Origin of the sequence: Cohnella thailandensis (genome assembly GCF_014212135.1) — a bacterium.
GTDB lineage: Bacteria > Bacillota > Bacilli > Paenibacillales > Paenibacillaceae > Cohnella > Cohnella thailandensis.
Window position 1 is genome coordinate 234731 of the sequence record NZ_JACJVQ010000019.1, and the last position, 18706, is coordinate 253436.

Consider the following 18706-nt stretch of genomic DNA (forward strand, 5'->3'; position numbering starts at 1 on the left):
TCTTTTCTTCTTCCCGGGGTGTTGCCGCTCGTTCAAAGATTCGGTACACTTGGTAGGTAAATTCGTCTTTTATATTCCTTTCTGATAGAGAGAGTGGAGCAATCGAATGAACGCCGTGAAAATGAGGCATATACTGGATACGATCGCCGAGATGTTCCCGGACGCGCATTGCGAGCTGAATCATCGCAATCCGTTCGAGCTGACGATAGCGGTGTTGCTGTCGGCTCAATGTACGGACGAGACCGTTAACAAGGTAACGGCCGCTCTGTTCGAGAAATATCGCAAGCCGGAGGATTATTTGGCCGTCCCGCTGGAAGAGCTGGAGAACGACATTCGCCGGATCGGCCTGTTCCGCAACAAAGCGGCCAATATTCAGAAGCTGAGCCGAATCCTGATCGACCGCTACGACGGCGAGGTGCCGCGAGAGCATTCGGCACTGACGGAGCTGCCGGGCGTCGGCCGCAAAACGGCCAACGTCGTCGTGTCCAACGCGTTCGACGTGCCCGCCATCGCCGTGGACACCCACGTCGAGCGCGTCTCTAAACGGCTTGGCATCGCGAAGGCGGACGACAGCGTCCTCGAAGTGGAGAAGAGGCTCATGAAGCTCGTCCCCCGCGAAGAATGGACGATTACGCACCATCGGCTTATTTTTTTCGGCCGATATCATTGCAAGGCGCAGAATCCTGGGTGCGATCTCTGTCCGCTTCTGGACGTTTGCCCGGAGGGCAAGAAACGGATGAAGGCCGCGCTGAAGCCGGCTCCGGCACGAAAGAACGGCAAAGAGGTCAAAGCAGGCAAGACAGCCAAGGATAGCGGAAAGGCGAAGCCGAAGACCGTCTCCGCCGGCAGCAAGAACAAGGCCGAGAATCTAAAGGATCAAGCGTCTTCGGACGCTTCTTTATAGGGGAAGGGAAATGGGAATGACACGACAGGGAACGGATACGCAGTGGATAGAATTATCGACTTACGGGGACGCGCTTCGCCGAATGGGAGAGCAGGCGGGCGCGGCCGGAGACGAGATTCAGCGGGACAAATTCGGCGAACTCGCCGACAAGCTGGACAGAGGGCTGTTGACCATCGCCTTCTGCGGACACTTCTCCGCCGGCAAATCCACGCTGGTCAACGCGCTGATGGGCGCGCAATTGCTGCCTTCGTCGCCGATTCCGACGACGGCGAACGTCGTCACCGTCAGGGACGGAGAGCCCGGCGCCCACGTATTATTCCGGTCGAAGGACGGCCGGATTGCCGAGACGCCGAACCTGCCCGTCGAGCGCTTGAACGATCTGGCCATCGACGGAGAAGGGGTCGCTTCGATCGACGTGACCTATCCGGTCCCTCTGCTGCGCGGCGGATTGGCGCTCGTGGATACGCCGGGGGTGGACTCGACCGACGGCGCCCACCGGGCCGCTACGGAATCGGCGCTTCATCTCGCCGACGTCGTCTTCTTCGTCAGCGACTACAATCATGTTCTCTCCGAGGTCAACTTCCGTTTTATGCGAACGCTCCATCGTTGGGGCAAACCGACCTATCTCATCGTGAACATGATCGACAAGCACAGGGAGGAGGAGGTCAGCTTCTCCGCCTTCCGCGAAGGTCTTCGACAGGCGATGGGCAATTGGCGGATCGAGCCCGCCGGCATTCTCTTCTTGTCGCTTCGGGTGCCCGAGCATCCTCTCTCGCAATGGGAAGAGCTGAATAGCGTCATCGAAGGCCTGAAGCCGCTTAGAGAGCCGCTTATGCTCCGCAGCGCAAGACGCTCGGCGGTGTATCTCGCCGAGCAGTTCCGCGAGCACTTGAAGCAAGGACATTCGCAGCAGCGGGACCGCCTGGCGGAGCAGGCCGGAGGCTTGGACGAGATCGCTCGCCTGGCCGAAGCCCGGCAAGAGCTGGAGAAGCGGCTCGAGGAGCTGGAGAACGAGGGCGAGAACCGGCTGCTGCTGTTCCGCGACCGGCTCGATCGTCTGCTGAGCAATGCGAGCCTCACTCCCGCGGAGACGCGCGAACGCGCGAGAGAGGTGCTGGAGAGCCTGCAGAGCGGCTTTAAAGCCGGAGGCTGGTTCGGGGGCGCCGCCAAGACCGAGGCGGAGCGAGAGCGCAGGCTCCGGGAGCTCGTTCGCGACCTGAACGGGCAACTGGCGGCGAACGTGCACGGGCACGTGGCCGAGCTTCTTCGGCAGGACGCGAAGGAGATCGGCCAAGACGGAGAAGCTCTGGAGGCCCAGCTCGAGAAGCTGCTTCCCGACGTAACGGCGGAGTGGATCCGCTCGCAAGTGAAGCCCGGCGCCAGCGCGGACGGCCAGGCGACGCTTCATTTCTCTTCCGAGCTCAGCTCGTCGCTGAAGGCCCAGGTGAGAAAAGAAGCTCTGCGTCTCGCTTCCGAGCTCGACGAGCTGCGGAAGCCTGCGCGGGAAGAGACGCGTAAGCGGCTAACCGCCGAGCTTCGCGAATTGTCGTCCGGCGAAGAGGCGGCGGCGCAGTTGGCCGCGCTGGAAGAGGAGGAGCTGCAGGCCGAGCGTCGGCTCCTCAACTTGCTCCCGGAAGCGCCGGGCGTTGCCGGGACGGCGCTGCCGGCCGTGCACGAGCTGGGCGGAGAACAGATGGACCGGCATGCGGACTGGATGCGGGCCGCGGAGGCACCGGGCTCCGTTGAAGCCCAGTCCGAGGACACGGGGGCCGCGGCGGCCTCGCCGGCTCAAGACGAAGCGGAGACGGCGTACATCGGAGCCCAACAAGGGGCGGCAGAGCTTCTGGAGCAGGCCGCGGGCTTGCTCGCGCCGTTCCCGACGCTTATGAAGCAAGCGGAAGGATTGAAGGCCAAAGCGGAACGATTCCGGGACAACCGCTTCACGATCGCCCTGTTCGGCGCGTTCAGCGCGGGCAAATCCTCGTTCGCCAACGCGCTGGTCGGCATGCCCGCGCTGCCCGTTTCGCCGAACCCGACGACGGCGACGATCAATCGGATCGTACCTCCAAGCGAAGGCTACCCGCACGGGACGGCGCTGATCCGGATGAAGACGGCGGAAGCGATGCAAGAAGATGTCGCCCATTCCCTGGGCCGCGTCGGTATCGGGTCGGAAGAGATCGCCAAAGCGGGAGACGATATCGCTGCGCTGCTGAAGCTGGCTGCGCGGATGTCGCCGGATGAGCTCCATCCGAAGGGGAGGCCGCACCTCGCGTTCCTTCGGGCCGCCGAATCCGGCTGGAGCCGGTACGGGGGGAAGCTGGGCCTCGAGCTGAAGGCGGAAGAGGAGGAGTACCGCCGCTTCGTCGCGGAGGAGGAGGCCTCGTGCTTCGTCGCCTCCGCGGACCTGCATATCGACTCTCCGCTCACGAGAAGCGGAGCGGTGCTCGTGGATACGCCGGGAGCGGATTCGATCAACGCCCGGCATACCGGCGTCGCCTTCCAATACATCAAGGACGCGGACGCGGTTCTGTTCGTGACCTATTACAACCATGCCTTTACGGAAGCGGACCGCAGCTTCCTCCATCAGCTCGGCAGCGTCAAGGACGTCTTCGAGCTGGATAAAATGTTCTTTATCATCAACGCCGCCGACTTGGCTTCCTCGCAAGAGGAATTGGATTCCGTCGCCCGGCACGTCGAAACGCAATTGCTGAAGCACGGCATCCGCAAGCCGAGGCTGTATCCGGTCTCGAGCCTGAACGGGCTGAAGGCGAAGCGGGAGCGTTCGCCGGCCGCGCTTCAGTCGTCGGGCCTAGCCGCCTTCGAGAAGGCGTTCCGCCACTTCTCCGAGGAGGAGCTGGGGGGACTTGCCGTAGCGAGCGCCCAGAAGGAGCTGGAGCGCATCGACGGCCTGCTCTCCAAGCTATTGGAATCCGCCAACGAGGACACGGCCACTAGAGAAGCGCGCAAGCAGCGGATGCTGGAGGAGGCGCGGCAGCTTCGTTCCCGCATGGAATCTTCGAAGAACGATGCGGCCGTCCAGCCGATTCTGCAAGAGATGGGCGACCAGCTATATCATTCGAGGCAGCGGGTGAAGTACCGCTTCAACGAGCACTTCATGGCCGCCTTTCATCCTTCGGTCCTGCAGGATGACGGCAGGGACCTGAAGAAGCTCCTTCCGGCCTGCTGGGCGGATCTTCAGCGAAGCGTAGGAGAGGACTTGCTGCAGGAGCTTCGTTCGGCGGGTTTGCGGATGGAGAATGCCCTTCACAAGCTCGTATCCGCAAGGATAAGCGAGGAAGCGGCGGAAGCTGCACTGGACGGCTTCGTCCCCGAAGCCCCCGCGAGGTCCAAGCTGGAGCTCCCGCTCGGGGAACCGTTCCCGACGGCTCTGAACGTGGACGCGAAGCGGTTATGGAACGCCTTCCGCAGTCCGAAGCATTTCTTCGAGAAGAATGCGAAGGCCGCGCTTCGGGATGAGCTCGAAGCCGAGCTGTTCCGCGAAGCGGATCGCTGGCTGGAGCAAGTGAAACGGCAGTGGAGCGAAGCGACCGGAGAGGCGTTCCGCGCGGATTCGGCGCGCGCGGCGGAAGGCCTGGCCAGCGAGCTGACGGCGTTCGCGCAAGGACTGGAGGAGACGCTCGGAGAAGCGGGAGACGAGCTTAAGCTGGCTGCTCTTCAGGAGCAGTGGAGGAAGATTCGATTGTCCGCCTCCGGTACCCCAAATGCGCATGAAAATGATTCATAGGCGAACCGGAATGCCAATTGACGTTTATTCCTGATATTCGGCCTTTTTCCATCGTTTATTCGATGGAGGAAGGCCTTTTCTTTGATTTGCGTCCTTTTGCGCCATATTGGAAATACAGTTCGGGAAGTAAGGGAGGATATCCAATCATTCGGGAGAATACTCCGGCATCCATGGTCCTCAAGGAAGCTCCTTCCTTCTAAGGCTCCCATATCCATCCCTATGCCGTTTGAAGGGGGAGGCGTATCCTGTTAAACTTCGCTCGTAACCGACATCAAGGAGGAGTGGCTGTTTTGAACGTTTTTCGAGGTTTGAAAACGTTTTTCTGGCAAGACAAAGGGTTTCTCCTGGGCTCCGTTCTCGGCCTGGCCGTCGCCACGGCGCTGGGGCTCGTCTACCCGCTGCTTCTTCGCGTGCTGATCGACGACATGATTACCCCGGGCGAATACGAAGGCTTAACGGGCCTCGCGCTGCTCGCGGTAGGAATTATCGTCCTCAAGGCATGCAGTCAGTACGTTCACGGTTTTAGCGGGGGCAGACTTGGCAATCGGCTTGCTTATCGGCTTCGGCAGGCCAGCTACAAGAAGCTGCAGCAGCTGTCGTTCTCCTTCTACGACACGGCGAGAACGGGAGACCTGATGTCCCGTTTGACGGCCGATATCGAAGGAATTCGCAACTTTATCGGCTTCGGCTTCGCTCAGCTCATGAACACCGGTTTTCTGGTCTTGTTCGGCTTCATCATGATGGCGACCATCGATTGGAGGCTGACCCTCATGACGATGGCGATCATTCCGATCCTCGGGTACGTCGCGGTCAAATTCGAGCTGGGCATTCATCCGGTGTTCCGCTCCATTCGGGCGGCGGTCAGCCGTCTGACGGTCAACGTTCAAGAGAACATCATGGGCGTGCGAACCGTCAAATCGTTCCCGAGCGAAGAGCATGAGATGAAGAAATTCCGCGAAGGCAACGAGAATTACCGGGACAATCATCTCACGCTCGCCGCCGTCTGGGCGAAATATTTTCCCGCCATCGAATTTATCGCCAATGCAAGCGTTATCTTATTGCTCCTCGTGGGCGGAATCATGGTCATCAATCGCGATCTGACGCTCGGTTCGCTCGTCTCCATGAACGGGATGCTCGGCATGATCGTCGCTCCCCTCTGGAACCTCGGCTTCCAGATCAACAACTACACGCAATCCAAAGCGGCGGGAGAGAGACTGCTCGAGCTGCTGAATAAACCGATCCAAGTGAAAAACAACGAGCATGCGATCGAGCTGGACGACGAGGGGATTCGCGGCCACGTCAAATTCTGCGACGTCAGCTTCCGCTACCCGAACCACGAGCATCAGCCTTCCGCTTTGCTCGGCTTTAACCTGGACGCCCCGCCGGGGTCGGTTATCGGCCTGCTGGGAGGAACGGGCTCCGGCAAATCGACGGTCGTGCAGCTGCTGCTGCGGGCGTACGACGTCGGAGACGGCTCGATCACCTTGGACGGCGTCGATATCCGCGACCTGGATCTGGCGACGCTGCGCCGCCAATCGGCGATCGTGTTCCAGGAATCGTTCCTGTTCTCGACGACGATCCGGGAGAACATCTCTTACGGCAATGCCTACGCAAGCGACGACGAGATCGCCTGGGCGGCCAAGCTGGCGCAGGCGCACGACTTTATCATGGAGCTGCCGCTCGGCTACGACACGATCGTCGGGGAGCGGGGCATGGGGCTGTCGGGCGGCCAGAAGCAAAGAATCGCCATCGCCCGCGCCTTGCTGCTTAAGCCTCGAATTCTCATTCTCGACGACTCCACCAGCGCGCTCGACATGGAGACCGAACATGCGATCCAGCAATCGTTGCGGCAGGTGATGAAGGGCAGAACGACCTTTATTATCGCGCACCGGATCTCTTCTCTACGGCAAGCGGACGAGATCCTCGTTCTCGACAGAGGGCGCGTCGCGCAGCGAGGCAAGCATGACCAGCTGATTAAACAACCCGGGTTATACCGGGAGACCTACAACACGCAATACGCCGACCGCCCGGAAGGGCTCGAGACGGCAAGAGGGCAGGAGAGGAAGGTGTCGGGATGAGCCGCCAGTTCCAGTATCAAGACGACGAGCTGATCGAGAAGGCGTTCAACTGGAAGCAGATGGGCCGCCTGTTCACCTTCGTCAAGCCTTACCGGAGCGACGTGAACCGCGTCGTCTTCGTCATGATGGTGTTCGGGATGCTGACGAAGCTGGCCATTCCGTTCCTCATCAGCCTTGCGATCGACCGGGCGATCAACCCGGAGGACGGTGCCGGCGACAAAGGGCTTTTGTTCGGAATCATGGGCATCATGCTGGCCATGTACCTGCTACGCTGGTGGGCGCAGCGCTATACGATCATGAAGACGAACGAGATCGGCCAGAAGGTCATCTTCGATCTTCGCAACACGTTGTTTAAGCATATTCAGAGCCTGAGCTTCCGGTTCTTCGACAAGCGGCCCGCGGGCTCGGTGCTCGTTCGCGTCACGAACGACGTCAACTCGCTGCAGGACCTGTTCACGAACGGCGTCGTCAACTCGGCCATCGATATCGCCCAGCTTTTCGGCATCATCATTATCCTGCTTACGCTTAACTTTAAACTGGGTCTGGCGGTCATGATCACCGTGCCGCTGATGTTCATCGTGTCGACCTCCTTGCGCAAAAAGATCCGGTTCGCCTGGCAGACCGTGCGCATCAAGCAGTCCCGCATCAACTCGCATCTTAACGAGAGCATTCAGGGGATTCGCGTCACGCAAGCCTTCGCCCAAGAGAACGAGAACATCGGCTTCTTCGACGGCATGAACCGAAGCAACATCCGGTCGTGGAACTTCGCGTCGGCGCTGAACCAATTGTTCGGTCCCGTCATCGAGATCACTTCCGCCGCCGGCACGCTCATTCTGCTTCTGTACGGAACGCACTTGATTCGTTCGGACGAGATGACGGTCGGCGTCCTGGTCGCCTTCATCACGTACGTCAGCTATTTCTGGGAACCGATCACGCGTCTCGGACAGATGTATTCGCAGCTTCTGATCTCCATGTCATCGGCGGAGAGGATCTTCGAGTATTTGGACGAGAAGCCCGTCGTGGCGGAAAAGGAAGGGGCGATCGAGCTGCCGGCCGCGAGAGGAGAGGTTGTCTTCGACAACGTGGAATTCGGCTACGAGCCGGATCGTCCGGCTTTGCGCGGCATCAACCTCCATATCGAGCCGGGCATGACCGTCGCCCTGGTCGGGCACACCGGATCCGGCAAGAGCACGATCGTGAACCTGCTTTGCCGGTTCTACGATACGGTCCAAGGAAGCGTGAGGATCGACGGCGTCGACGTTCGCGACATCAAGCTGGACAATTTGCGTACCCAGACCGGCATCGTCATGCAGGACACGTTCATTTTCTCGGGCACGATCCGCGACAACATCCGTTACGGACGTCCCGACGCGACGGACGCGGAGGTAGAAGCCGCCGCCCGCTCGGTGCGCGCGCACGAGTTCATCGTGAACCTGCCGAACGGCTACGACACGGAGGTGCAGGAGCGGGGCAGCGCGCTGTCGATGGGGCAGCGGCAATTGCTCAGCTTCGCGCGGGCGTTGCTCGCCGACCCCCGAATCCTCATCATGGACGAGGCGACCGCCAGCATCGATACCGAGACCGAGCTGCGCATCCAGGATGCCCTTCGCACGCTGCTCGCGGATCGGACCTCCTTCATCGTCGCCCACCGGTTGTCGACGATTCGGCATGCCGACCTGATCGTCGTGCTCGATCACGGCGTCATTATCGAACAGGGCAACCACGAGCAGCTGATGAAGCTCGGCGGCCATTACCGCAGCCTGATCGACGCTCAATACCGTTTTTTATCGGCATAAGGGAATAACGGCGCCGGAAGGCCGCTCCAAGGTCATCTTTGATGACTTTGGGGCGTTTTGTTTGATAAAGCCTCGGTTGCGGCTATGCCGCTTCTCCCTTTCGCTCAGGTAAATTCGTTATCTTTACGCAGCCTTAATTCTCGTTCCCAACTTCTTCCGCGCACAAAGACGGGGTACCCCATCACGCATTTTCGCACATCTTTTCCCAAATTTGAAAATCCCGACAAGAAAGAGTATCTTGTATAGACACGAAGGCCAACTGCGGGCATTCGCGATTTCACGACAAAGGGGTTAGAGGTCCGTGACTCAATTGGCGGAGGATTCCAAGACGGAATCCGAATTCGATCCGCTCCCGCGCCCGCCCGGAAGAGCGTCATCCAAGCTGTGGCCGATCCTCGGCTTCACGATGCTCGGCTGCGCCATCCTCATGCTCGCCGGCTTCGTTTGGTCTCTGAAGGATGCCTGGTTCCCTTCGCATGGGATGGCGGTCCCCGAACCGTCCGCTTCCGCTCGACCTCCGCAAGGAGATTGGGCGGCCAAGCAGGAGCTCAAAGCCATCGCGCTCGGAGATTCCCTCACCCGGGGCATGGGCGATCGGACGGGAGACGGCTACGTCCGCGATTCCATCGTTAAGCTGAACGAATCCCTCGGCAAAAAAGTGCGGCTCCTGGGCAATCTGGCCATTAACGGGCTTACGGCAACCCGGCTGAACCAGCAGCTTGAGCAGCCAAGTTACGCTTCGTCCGTCATGCAAGCCGATCTTATCCTGTTCACGATCGGAGGCAACGATTTGTTCCGAATCGCCCAATCCGGAGGGTCGATCGCCCAAGGAGGCGACGTATCGCCCGAACGGCTCAAGGCCAAGCTTCCGGAGGCGAAGCCGCGGCTCGAGGCGACGTTTAGCAAGCTTAGACGGATTAATCCGTACGCCAGAATCGTCTACGTCGGCCTTTTCAACCCGTTCTACGACGTACCCGAGGCTCGGGGCATCAGCGAGACGATCGCGGAGTGGAACGCCTATGCGCAGAAGCTGGCCGCGCTCGACGGCAACGCGACCGTCATCCCGACCTACGACCTGTTCGAATCCAACGCCGCCCGCTATTTGTCCTCCGATCATTTTCATCCGAATGAGATGGGGTATGGCCGGATCGCGGAGCGGATCGACCAAGCTCTGAATTGAACAAGCCGCTTACAAGGAGAGAACCCGATGCCGGAATACCCGCATGCGCCAAATGATGTCATCCTGTCGGTTCAACATGTGAGAAAGGTCATCTCGGGCAAACCGATCATTCGCGATGTCACCTTCGACGTAAGGGCGGGCGAAGTGTTCGGCTTCCTGGGACCGAACGGCTCCGGCAAAACGACGACGATCCGAATGCTCGTCGATCTGATCAAGCCGACGGACGGGAAAATCCTCGTCTGCGGAGAAGACGTCAACCGCCGCCCGGAGCGCGCTTTGCGCTATGTCGGATGCATCGTGGAGAATCCGGAGATGTATCCTTTCTTCACGGGGTGGGAGAACCTGGAGCACTTCGCCCGCATGCAGCCGGACATCCCCTTCGAGCGCATCGAAGAGGTGACCCGGATCGTCCATCTGGACAAGCGTATTCACGATAAGGTGAAGACGTACTCCCTCGGCATGCGGCAGCGGCTCGGAATCGCCCAGGCTTTGCTGGGGAAGCCGCGCCTGCTCATTCTGGACGAACCGACGAACGGGCTGGATCCGAAGGGAATCAAAGAGCTGCGGGCATTTATCCGGGAGCTGGCCGATCAAGGAATGAGCTTGTTCATCTCCAGCCACCTGCTCAGCGAGATTCAGCTCATGTGCGACCGGGTCGCGATAATCGCCAGAGGCGAAGTCATTGCCACGGGACCGGTCGAGGAGCTGGTGAAGCAAGCGGGATCGTATACGGTCTGGCAGTTTGACAAGCCCGAGGATGGGAGAAGCTTGCTAGAAGGGAGCCCGGAGGTCGCGCTCGTTCGCGAGAACGAGCATCGGATCGACGAGGCTTATCTGAACGGACTCCCGGGGGCTATCGTCGCCTTGATGGACCAGAGAACGATTCCCGAGTGGATCAAGCGATTCGCCGGAGAGGGGATCGGAGTCCAGGCCGTCCACAAGGTCGCCCCGTCCCTGGAGGAGCTATTTTTGAAGCTGACGGAAGGTGAATCGGTTGGCTAATCTGCTGTCGCTCGTGCAGAACGAGACGTTGAAGGTGTGGAAAAAGAAGCGGTTCGCCGTCATCGTGCTCGTCCTGCTCGTTCTCATTCCGATATTCGTTTACGCTCAATTGAAGATTTCGCAGAACAACGCGGCCAAGTTCGCGGATTGGCGATCCGTCGTTCAACAGAGAATCACGGATAACATGAACGCCATCGCGAGCGACCGGATTCCCGAGGAGTGGAAGAAGTGGCGGCGATCCCTCGTTCAGCAGCTCCAATACTACCTTGACCGCGACGTGAATCCGGATACTCCGAACGCGGTGACGTTCACGGCGACTTTCCTGGAGAATTCGGTTACGATGTTCATTCCGCTCATGGTGCTCGCCATCGCTTCCGACCTCGTGTCTTCGGAGAGAGCTTCGGGAACGATCAAGATGCTCCTTACGAGGCCCGTGCGCAGGTGGAAAATATTAACGTCCAAGCTGATCGCGCTGACGCTCTACGTCTCTCTGATCATCCCGACGGCGGCGCTCTTGAGCTACCTTATCGCGGGGCTGGCTTTCGGCTATGAGGGCTGGGGCGCTCCCGTATTCGTCGGCTTCCGGGTGAACGGAACGGCGATCGAGACTTCGTCCGTGCACGCCATTACCCAAGGCGCCTACCTGCTCATGGAGATGGGGCTGGTTTGGTTCTCCGCCATGACCGTCGCCGCGATCTCCTTCATGGTGTCCGTTCTGTTGCAGAGCGCGGCCGCGAGTCTCGTGACGATGATGGCGGCGGTGATCTCCGGAGCGATTCTGGCGAATATGGCTTCTTCCTGGAGCAGCGCCAAGTATTTATTCAACGTCAACCTGAATTTGACGTCTTATTTGCAGGGAACGCCACCTCCGATCGAAGGCATGTCGCTCGGTTTTTCCCTTGTCGTTCTGGCCGTTTGGGGGGCTGTTTCGCTGACGACGGCGTTTGCGGTCTTTACGAAGCGCGATGTTTTGAATTAGAATTAATCGAAGTGAGCTTGCGGGAATGGCAAGGTCAACCAATTCAGGGCCGCGAGTCATGCGGCTGCCAGGGATGGCCGAGTTCCCCGATCAAGCGAAGTGACTAGCAAGGAGGACCCTACGTGGCCGATCAATTAGACCTATTCGCCGAAGCGGCGGCGCAGGCCGGTACGGAATACGGTGCGGACGATATTCAGATTCTCGAGGGCCTGACGGCGGTGCGCAAGAGACCCGGGATGTATATCGGCAGCACCACCTCCGCCGGACTCCACCATCTGATCTGGGAGATCGTGGACAACGCCGTGGACGAGCATCTGGCGAAGTTCTGCACTCGGATCGACGTGACGGTTCATGCGGACCAATCCGTAACGGTTCTTGACAACGGCCGTGGCATTCCGACGGGCATGCACAAGTCGGGCATTCCCACGCCTCAGGTCGTATTTACGATTCTTCACGCCGGAGGCAAGTTCGGCGGCGGAGGCTACAAGAAATCAGGCGGCTTGCACGGCGTCGGCGCTTCGGTCACGAACGCGCTGTCGGAATGGCTGGAAGTCGAGATTTATAACGCCGGCAAGATACATAAGCAGCGCTTCGAGACTTGGATCGACGACAACGGGACGGAGCATGTCGGCGAACCGGTAGGCGGCCTGCAGGTGCTCGGCAACACGAACAAGACGGGAACGAAGGTGACGTTCAAGCCGGATCCGAAGGTGTTCCACGGCAACGTCAACATCAACTACGAGACGCTGTCGGACCGTCTACAAGAGATCGCCTTCCTCAACTCCGGACTGATGGTCGTGCTGAGGGATCAGCGCTCCGGGAAGGAAGAGACGTTCCATTACGAGGGCGGAGCCAGCCAATTCGTCCAATACCTGAACGAGGACAAGACGGTTCTGACCGACGTCGTCCACTTCACGGCGGAGAAGGACGAGATCGAGGTGGAAGTCGCGCTTCAATACAACGACGGCTATACCGAGACGATCGCTTCCTTCGTCAACTCGATTCCGACTCGCGGCGGCGGAACGCATGAAACCGGTTTTAAAACGGCGTACACCCGCGTCATGAACGAATACGCGCGCAAGATCGGCCAGCTCAAGGAGAAGGACAAGAACCTCGAGGGCAACGATCTCCGCGAAGGCATGATGAGCGTCATCAACATCAAGATGGCGGAAGTCGAATTCGTCGGACAGACGAAGGACCAGCTCGGCAGCGCCTCGGCGAGAAGCGCGGTCGATGCCGTCGTGTCCGAGAAGATGGCCGTGTTCCTGGAAGAGAATCCGCAGGTCGGCCAGCAGCTCATCCGCAAGGCGGTGCAAGCGGCGAAGGCGCGGGAAGCCGCCCGCAAGGCGAGAGACGAGATCCGCAGCGGCAAGAAGCGCAGCGACAGCCCGAGCCTCGGGGGCAAGCTGTCCCCGGCGCAGTCCAAGGACGCGTCGCGCAACGAGCTTTTTATCGTCGAAGGCGATTCCGCCGGAGGCTCCGCGAAGCAGGGACGGGATTCGAAGTATCAAGCGATTCTCCCTCTGAAGGGCAAGCCGATGAACCCGGAGAAGGCGAAGCTCGTCGATATCCTGAAGAACGACGAGTACAAGGCGATTATCGCGTCGATCGGCGCCGGAATCGGTTCGGAGTTCGACGTCGAGGAAAGCAATTATTCGAAGATCGTCATCATGACGGACGCCGATACGGACGGCGCCCATATTCAAGTGCTGCTTCTGACCTTCTTCTATCGCTATATGAAGCCGCTGATCGATAACGGCAAGGTGTTCATCGCCCAGCCGCCGCTGTACAAGATCACGAGGAAGTCGGGCAAGCTGGAGACCGTTCGCTACGCTTGGACGGACGAGCAGCTGCAGAATTACATGAAGGAAATCGGCAAAGGAGCCGAGCTGCAGCGCTACAAGGGACTCGGGGAGATGAACCCCGAGCAGCTGTGGGAGACGACGATGAATCCCGAATCGCGCACCCTGCTGCAGGTACAAGTCGAGGACGCCGCGAAGGCCGAGCGCCGGGTATCCACCCTGATGGGCGATAAGGTCGATCCGCGCAAGCGCTGGATCATCGATAACGTCGACTTCACCGAATACGAAGAATAACCTCGGAAAGGGGGAGAACGATGAGCATGATGGAGCAATATTTACCCGCGTTTCTGGAAGAGGTCGTCGGCGACCGCTTCGGACGCTATTCCAAATACATTATCCAAGACCGCGCGATACCGGACGTTCGCGACGGTCTGAAGCCCGTGCAGAGGCGGATTCTCTACGCGATGTACGACGGAGGCAATACGCCGGACAAGCCGTACCGGAAGTCGGCGAAGACCGTCGGGGACGTCATGGGGAACTATCACCCTCATGGCGATTCTTCCATCTATGAGGGCATGGTCCGCATGGCCCAGCCGTGGAAGATGGGACATACGCTCGTCGACGGACACGGCAACTGGGGCTCGATGGACGACGACCCGCCGGCGGCGATGCGTTATACCGAAGCAAGGCTGTCGCCGATCGCGATGGAGCTTATTCGCGATATCGAGAAGAGAACCGTTCTCTTCAAGGACAATTTCGACAATACCGCGAAGGAGCCGGTCGTGCTTCCTTCCCGTTACCCGAACCTCTTGGTCAACGGGGTCAGCGGCATCTCGGCGGGCTTCGCGACGGAGATTCCGCCTCACAACCTGAGAGAAGTCATCGACGCGTGCATCGCCTTCATGGACAAGCCGGACATGACGACGGCCGAGCTGATGGCGATCGTCAAAGGTCCCGACCTGCCCACCGGGGGCATTATCATGGGCGAAGAAGGCATTCGCGAAGCTTACGAAACGGGCAAGGGCCGCATGTACATCCGTTCGAAGACCGCCATCGAGGACGTTCGCGGCGGCAAGCAGCAGATCGTCATCACCGAGATTCCCTATCAAGTCGTCAAGGCGAGACTGGTCAATACGATCGATAGCCTGAGATTGGAGAAAAAGGTAGAGGGGATCGCCGAGGTTCGGGACGAGAGCGGGCGCGCGGGAATGCGGATCGTCATCGAGCTGAAGAAGGACGCCGATGCCGAAGGCATCCTGGCTTACCTGCTGAAGAAGACGGACCTTCAAGTGACGTACAGCTTCAACATGGTGGCCATCGTGAACAAGGCTCCGAGGCAGCTTGGGCTGAAGTCGATTCTGGAAGCGTATATCGCGCATCAGAAGGAAGTCGTCACTCACCGCACCCAATTCGACCTGGAGAAGGCCGAAGACCGTGCTCACGTGCTGGAAGGCCTCGTCAAGGCGCTGAACCTGCTGGACGCGGTCATCGAGACGATCAAAGCGTCTAAGAACCGGCAGGACGCGCAGAACAACCTGGTCGCCAAGTTCTCGTTCTCCGAGCGCCAGGCCGACGCGATTCTGACCTTGCAGCTGTATCGCTTGACGAACCTCGAGATCACGTCGCTCGAGAAGGAGCATAGCGACACGCTGAAGAAGATGCAGCAGCTGCGGGCGATTCTCGACAACCCGAAGAAGCTGATCGGGGTCATCCGGGACGAGCTGGGCGAGATCCGCGCCAAGTACGGCATCGACCGCCGTTCGGTCATTCAAGGCGAAGTCGAAGCGCTCAAGGTCAACCTTGAGGTCACGGTGCCCGCGGAAGAGGTTATCGTGACGCTTAGCCGTCAAGGCTACGTGAAGCGGACGAGCCTGATGTCCTTTACCCGTTCGGGAGGAGATATGGGCAGCTCGGGCGTGAAGGAGGGAGACGGCATTCGCTGGAGGCTCCAGCCGAATACGCTCGATTCGCTCCTGCTCTTCACCCAGAAAGGCCAATACTTCCTGCTGCCCGTTCACCAGATTCCGGAGTTCAAGTGGAAGGATACCGGGACCGCGATCGTGAACGTGCTTCCGCTGACGAAGGACGACCGGATCGTCAGTCTTATTCACGTGAAGCCGGGAGAATGGCCGGACGCGGAAGGGCAGGGAGGCAGCTCGTCCTCTCTGGTGTTCGTCACCCGCAACGGCCAAGTGAAGCGAACTCCTCTGGCCGAGTACTTTACGACCCGCAGCACGGCGATCGCCGCCGTGAAGGTAGGGGAAGGAGACGAGGTCGTCAACGTCTACGTCAGCGACGGCTCCGCGGAGGTCATGCTCGTGACGGAGCAAGGCATGAGCATCCGCTTCCTCGAGAGCGATGTCAGCCAGCAAGGCCGAGTAGCGGGAGGCGTTCGCGGCATCTCGCTTAAGGACGGCGACGCGGTGACGGACGGCTTCCCGGTGAGCGGAGACGAAGGAGAGATCCTCGTTCTGTCCGACTACGGCTATGCGAAGCGTTCCCTATTGTTCGATTATCCGCAGCAGGGACGCGGCGGCAAGGGGATTCAGACGTTCGAGTTCAAGGAAGGCAAGCGCGTCAAACCGAACGGAACCCGCCTGATCGGCGCCTTCTACGTCAAAGAAGCCGTCACCATCGAATCGGTGGCGGCAAGCGGAACTTCCATCGAATTCGTCTCCGAGACGGCGCCGATCGACGATCGCAAGTCGCACGGAAAGGCGATGGCGCAGGTCGAGCGGAACGATCTGCTGACGGAAGCGTTCCCGAAGCCGTTATAAGTTAATCGTAGGGGCCGTCTCTCGGCTCCATGCGGTCCAACCACTTCAGAAGCATATCCAATACGACCCACAGAGGCACCGGCTCGTCTAGCCGTTCCAGCCACTGTGGGTCCTCCAATATTCCGGCTTCTTTCGCCATTCGCCCGATCATTTTCTTGCGTTCGTCTATCGGGTTCATGCTCATTCCCCTCCGAATTGCCTTCCTGCACGTATCCGTTTATTTCAACAAGGTCTGTCACCAGTATATGTCTTAGACTGTCGCATCGTACCTGATTATGAGGATTCACGTCGTAAATATTTAACTTCATTAAACTATCTTTCGACAGGGGCGAAGCGTATAATATAAAGAGAAGGCATGGTTCGGGATATGGAGGGAGATGGAATGGAGATGGCGGCGGAATTTGTGAAAAGCTGGTTAAAACTTTCGAAAGATTGGAATACGCAAATGGAAACGGAACTTGCGCCCCAGCTGACGGCCGGACAGTTGCAAGTGTTGGAGCTTATGCTGCAATTCGAGCCGATGAAGCCATCCGATCTCCTTCCTTACCTGGAGACGACTCCGGCGGCGATCACTACCCTATTGGATCGGATGGAACGGAACGGTCTCGTGCGCCGCGATCGCGACGAGCACGACCGGAGAATCGTTTGGGTCAGCATGACGGACTTGGGGCGTTCGGAGGCGGAGCGGGGGCTTAAGATTAGGAGCGACATCGTCTCCAGGTCGCTGGAGAGACTGTCCTTGCATAACCGGCAGCTTCTCATCTATCTGATCGGCAAGGTAGCCGGAACTTGGGAGCCGCCGGCAGGCTCGTCCTCCCAAGCGGACAAGGGGGCGGACAAGCCGGCGGAAGCGTCCGGCACCGCAAGCGAGCCGGCCGCCGTCTCCGAGACCGGAGCGGGCTCCGAGGCGGTCAACGGATAAGCAGCTCTTAACCCGAGAAATTCGGGTTACAGAGCAGAAACTAAGACCAAAAATAGCTGTAACCCGAGAAATTCGGGTTGCAGAGCAGAAACCAAGGCCTAAAACAGCTGTAACCCGAGAAATTCGGGTTGCAGCTGCATGAGACAATAATCTATGCCGTTATTTATGATAACCTTATTCTTCAGCCTGCTTCTTACGACGAGAGTCGTTTAAGGTGCAGGCTTATTCCGTTCAGATAGCTTTGCATCTTGCCGTATTCGGATGACGTCCATTCCTTGCTGGCCGAGTCGGCTAACGTCTGCGCGAGCGGAAGAATCGTATACCGCTTCAGCCCGCCCGAGACTCGCTGATTCACCCACGTCGGCGTCGTCTCCGCATCGCCCCAGTCGGTGTCGGAACGTCCGTCCGGCCAAACCGTCTTGGTCAACTTCAGATGAAGGATGACGCCGACATCCTTCCATTCCTCCTTCTGATTCGAGATGAAGTTGCCCATCGAATAGATGACGAAGCCTTGGCGCTTGCCGCCTTCCTCCTCCGGATCGTCGACCTCGATCGTCTCGTAGGGTTGAACGACGTGCGGATGCGAGCCCAGAATGATATCGGCTCCCGCTTCGATCACGGAGCGCGCCAGCGATTTCTGCTCGTCATTCGGCATTCTCTGGTATTCGACCCCGAAGTGAAGGGAGACCGCGATCGCATCGGCTCCGGAAGCTTTCAGCTTGCGGATATCCTCTTGGATCTGCGGCAGCGAGATCAGGTTTACGCTGTATTCCTTCCCCTTGGGGATCGGAATGCCATTGGTACCGTACGTATACGACAGGAAGCCGAGCTTGATTCCGTTTTTCTCGACGATAACCAGCCGCTCCGAATCGTACTTGGAGACGGAGGTGCCGTAAGGGATCAACCCTGACGCGCGAATGTTCTGCAGCGACCTCTGGACGCCGGCAAAGCCGCGGTCCAGGGAATGGTTGTTCGCCGTCGAGACGATCCCGAAGCCGGCATCGACGAGGGCGTTCGTCAGCTCGCTCGGAGCGTTGAACCGAGGATAGCCGGAATACTTGAGATCCTTCCCCGCGACGGGAGTCTCCAGGTTGGCGACGACCCAATCTCCTTGCTGCAGAATCGGCTTCACCTTGCGAAACCATGGGGTAAAATCGTAGCTGTCGGTAGAGGCATCGTAATAAGAGGGCAATTGCGGGGAATGCACCATAATATCTCCGACCGCCAGAAGATCGGCTTCCGTCGTTACGGGAACGGCAGGAACGGATGGGGAAGAGGAGGCTTCGGGCTGCGTATCGGTCGAGGGCTGCGTATCGGTCGAGGGCTGCGTATCCGTCGAGGGTTGCGTCTCGGATGATGTCGGCGAGACGATTGCAGATGCCGAAGGAGACGACCGCGCCGGGCGGTCGGAATCGAAAGAACAGGCCGACAGAAGAAGAAGGCTGCCTGCAAGCAGCCCTCCGGTCGTTATGCGCACGAACGATAGGTTCGTCATGTTCGGTTGTACCTCCGTAATTTCGG

At 59.2% G+C, this 18706-nt stretch carries 12 protein-coding genes; 10 read left to right on the forward strand and 2 right to left on the reverse strand.

Annotation, left to right across the window (positions count from 1 at the left end; all coding sequences use genetic code 11):
• The first annotated feature begins 106 nt into the window (after nucleotides 1–106).
• The 9 genes from nth (at nucleotide 107) to gyrA (ending at nucleotide 16263) form a co-directional block, all read left to right on the forward strand.
• On the forward strand, nucleotides 107–904 hold the full coding sequence (nth, locus tag H7B67_RS21815; RefSeq protein WP_185121976.1) for an endonuclease III: 798 nt from the start codon (nucleotides 107–109) through the stop codon (nucleotides 902–904).
• Nucleotides 905–914: 10 nt separating this feature from the next.
• Nucleotides 915–4649 (forward strand): dynamin family protein, encoded by a 3735-nt coding sequence (locus tag H7B67_RS21820; protein ID WP_185121977.1) that lies wholly within the window; start codon nucleotides 915–917, stop codon nucleotides 4647–4649.
• Nucleotides 4650–4939: 290 nt separating this feature from the next.
• Nucleotides 4940–6727 carry an ABC transporter ATP-binding protein gene (locus H7B67_RS21825; RefSeq protein WP_185121978.1) on the forward strand — a complete coding sequence of 596 codons (1788 nt, stop codon included), beginning with the start codon at nucleotides 4940–4942 and terminating at the stop codon, nucleotides 6725–6727.
• A complete protein-coding gene (locus H7B67_RS21830) occupies nucleotides 6724–8523 on the forward strand; it encodes an ABC transporter ATP-binding protein (RefSeq protein WP_185121979.1) in 1800 nt (599 codons plus the stop codon). The genes H7B67_RS21825 and H7B67_RS21830 overlap by 4 nt, the downstream gene beginning before the upstream one ends.
• A 301-nt stretch (nucleotides 8524–8824) precedes the next feature.
• Nucleotides 8825–9703, forward strand: coding sequence for a GDSL-type esterase/lipase family protein (locus H7B67_RS21835; RefSeq protein WP_185121980.1), 879 nt, complete (start codon nucleotides 8825–8827; stop codon nucleotides 9701–9703).
• 27 nt (nucleotides 9704–9730) lie between these two features.
• A complete protein-coding gene (locus H7B67_RS21840; protein WP_185121981.1) occupies nucleotides 9731–10705 on the forward strand; it encodes an ABC transporter ATP-binding protein in 975 nt (324 codons plus the stop codon).
• On the forward strand, nucleotides 10698–11684 hold the full coding sequence (locus H7B67_RS21845; protein ID WP_185121982.1) for an ABC transporter permease: 987 nt from the start codon (nucleotides 10698–10700) through the stop codon (nucleotides 11682–11684). Before H7B67_RS21840 ends, H7B67_RS21845 begins: the two co-directional genes overlap by 8 nt.
• 122 nt (nucleotides 11685–11806) lie before the next feature.
• Nucleotides 11807–13780 carry a DNA topoisomerase IV subunit B gene (gene parE / locus H7B67_RS21850; protein WP_185121983.1) on the forward strand — a complete coding sequence of 658 codons (1974 nt, stop codon included), beginning with the start codon at nucleotides 11807–11809 and terminating at the stop codon, nucleotides 13778–13780.
• A gap of 20 nt (nucleotides 13781–13800) precedes the next feature.
• The gene (gene gyrA / locus H7B67_RS21855; RefSeq protein WP_185121984.1) at nucleotides 13801–16263 is read left to right on the forward strand and encodes a DNA gyrase subunit A; all 2463 of its coding nucleotides are present in this window, start codon (nucleotides 13801–13803) and stop codon (nucleotides 16261–16263) included.
• Nucleotide 16264: 1 nt separating this feature from the next.
• Here gyrA and H7B67_RS21860 read toward each other — a convergent pair whose 3' ends face one another.
• Nucleotides 16265–16441, reverse strand: a complete 177-nt coding sequence (locus H7B67_RS21860; protein ID WP_185121985.1) for a hypothetical protein — start codon at nucleotides 16439–16441, stop codon at nucleotides 16265–16267.
• Between the two features lie 267 nt (nucleotides 16442–16708).
• On the opposite strand from H7B67_RS21860, the gene H7B67_RS21865 reads away from it, so the two are divergent.
• Entirely contained in the window at nucleotides 16709–17185 is a 477-nt protein-coding gene (locus H7B67_RS21865; protein WP_342592434.1) for a MarR family transcriptional regulator, read from the forward strand.
• Nucleotides 17186–17378: 193 nt separating this feature from the next.
• Here the strand turns inward: H7B67_RS21865 and H7B67_RS21870 are convergent, their stop codons facing one another.
• Nucleotides 17379–18680: a CapA family protein gene (locus H7B67_RS21870; RefSeq protein ID WP_185121987.1), complete on the reverse strand. Its 1302-nt coding sequence runs from the start codon at nucleotides 18678–18680 to the stop codon at nucleotides 17379–17381.
• Between the last annotated feature and the right edge of the window lie 26 nt (nucleotides 18681–18706).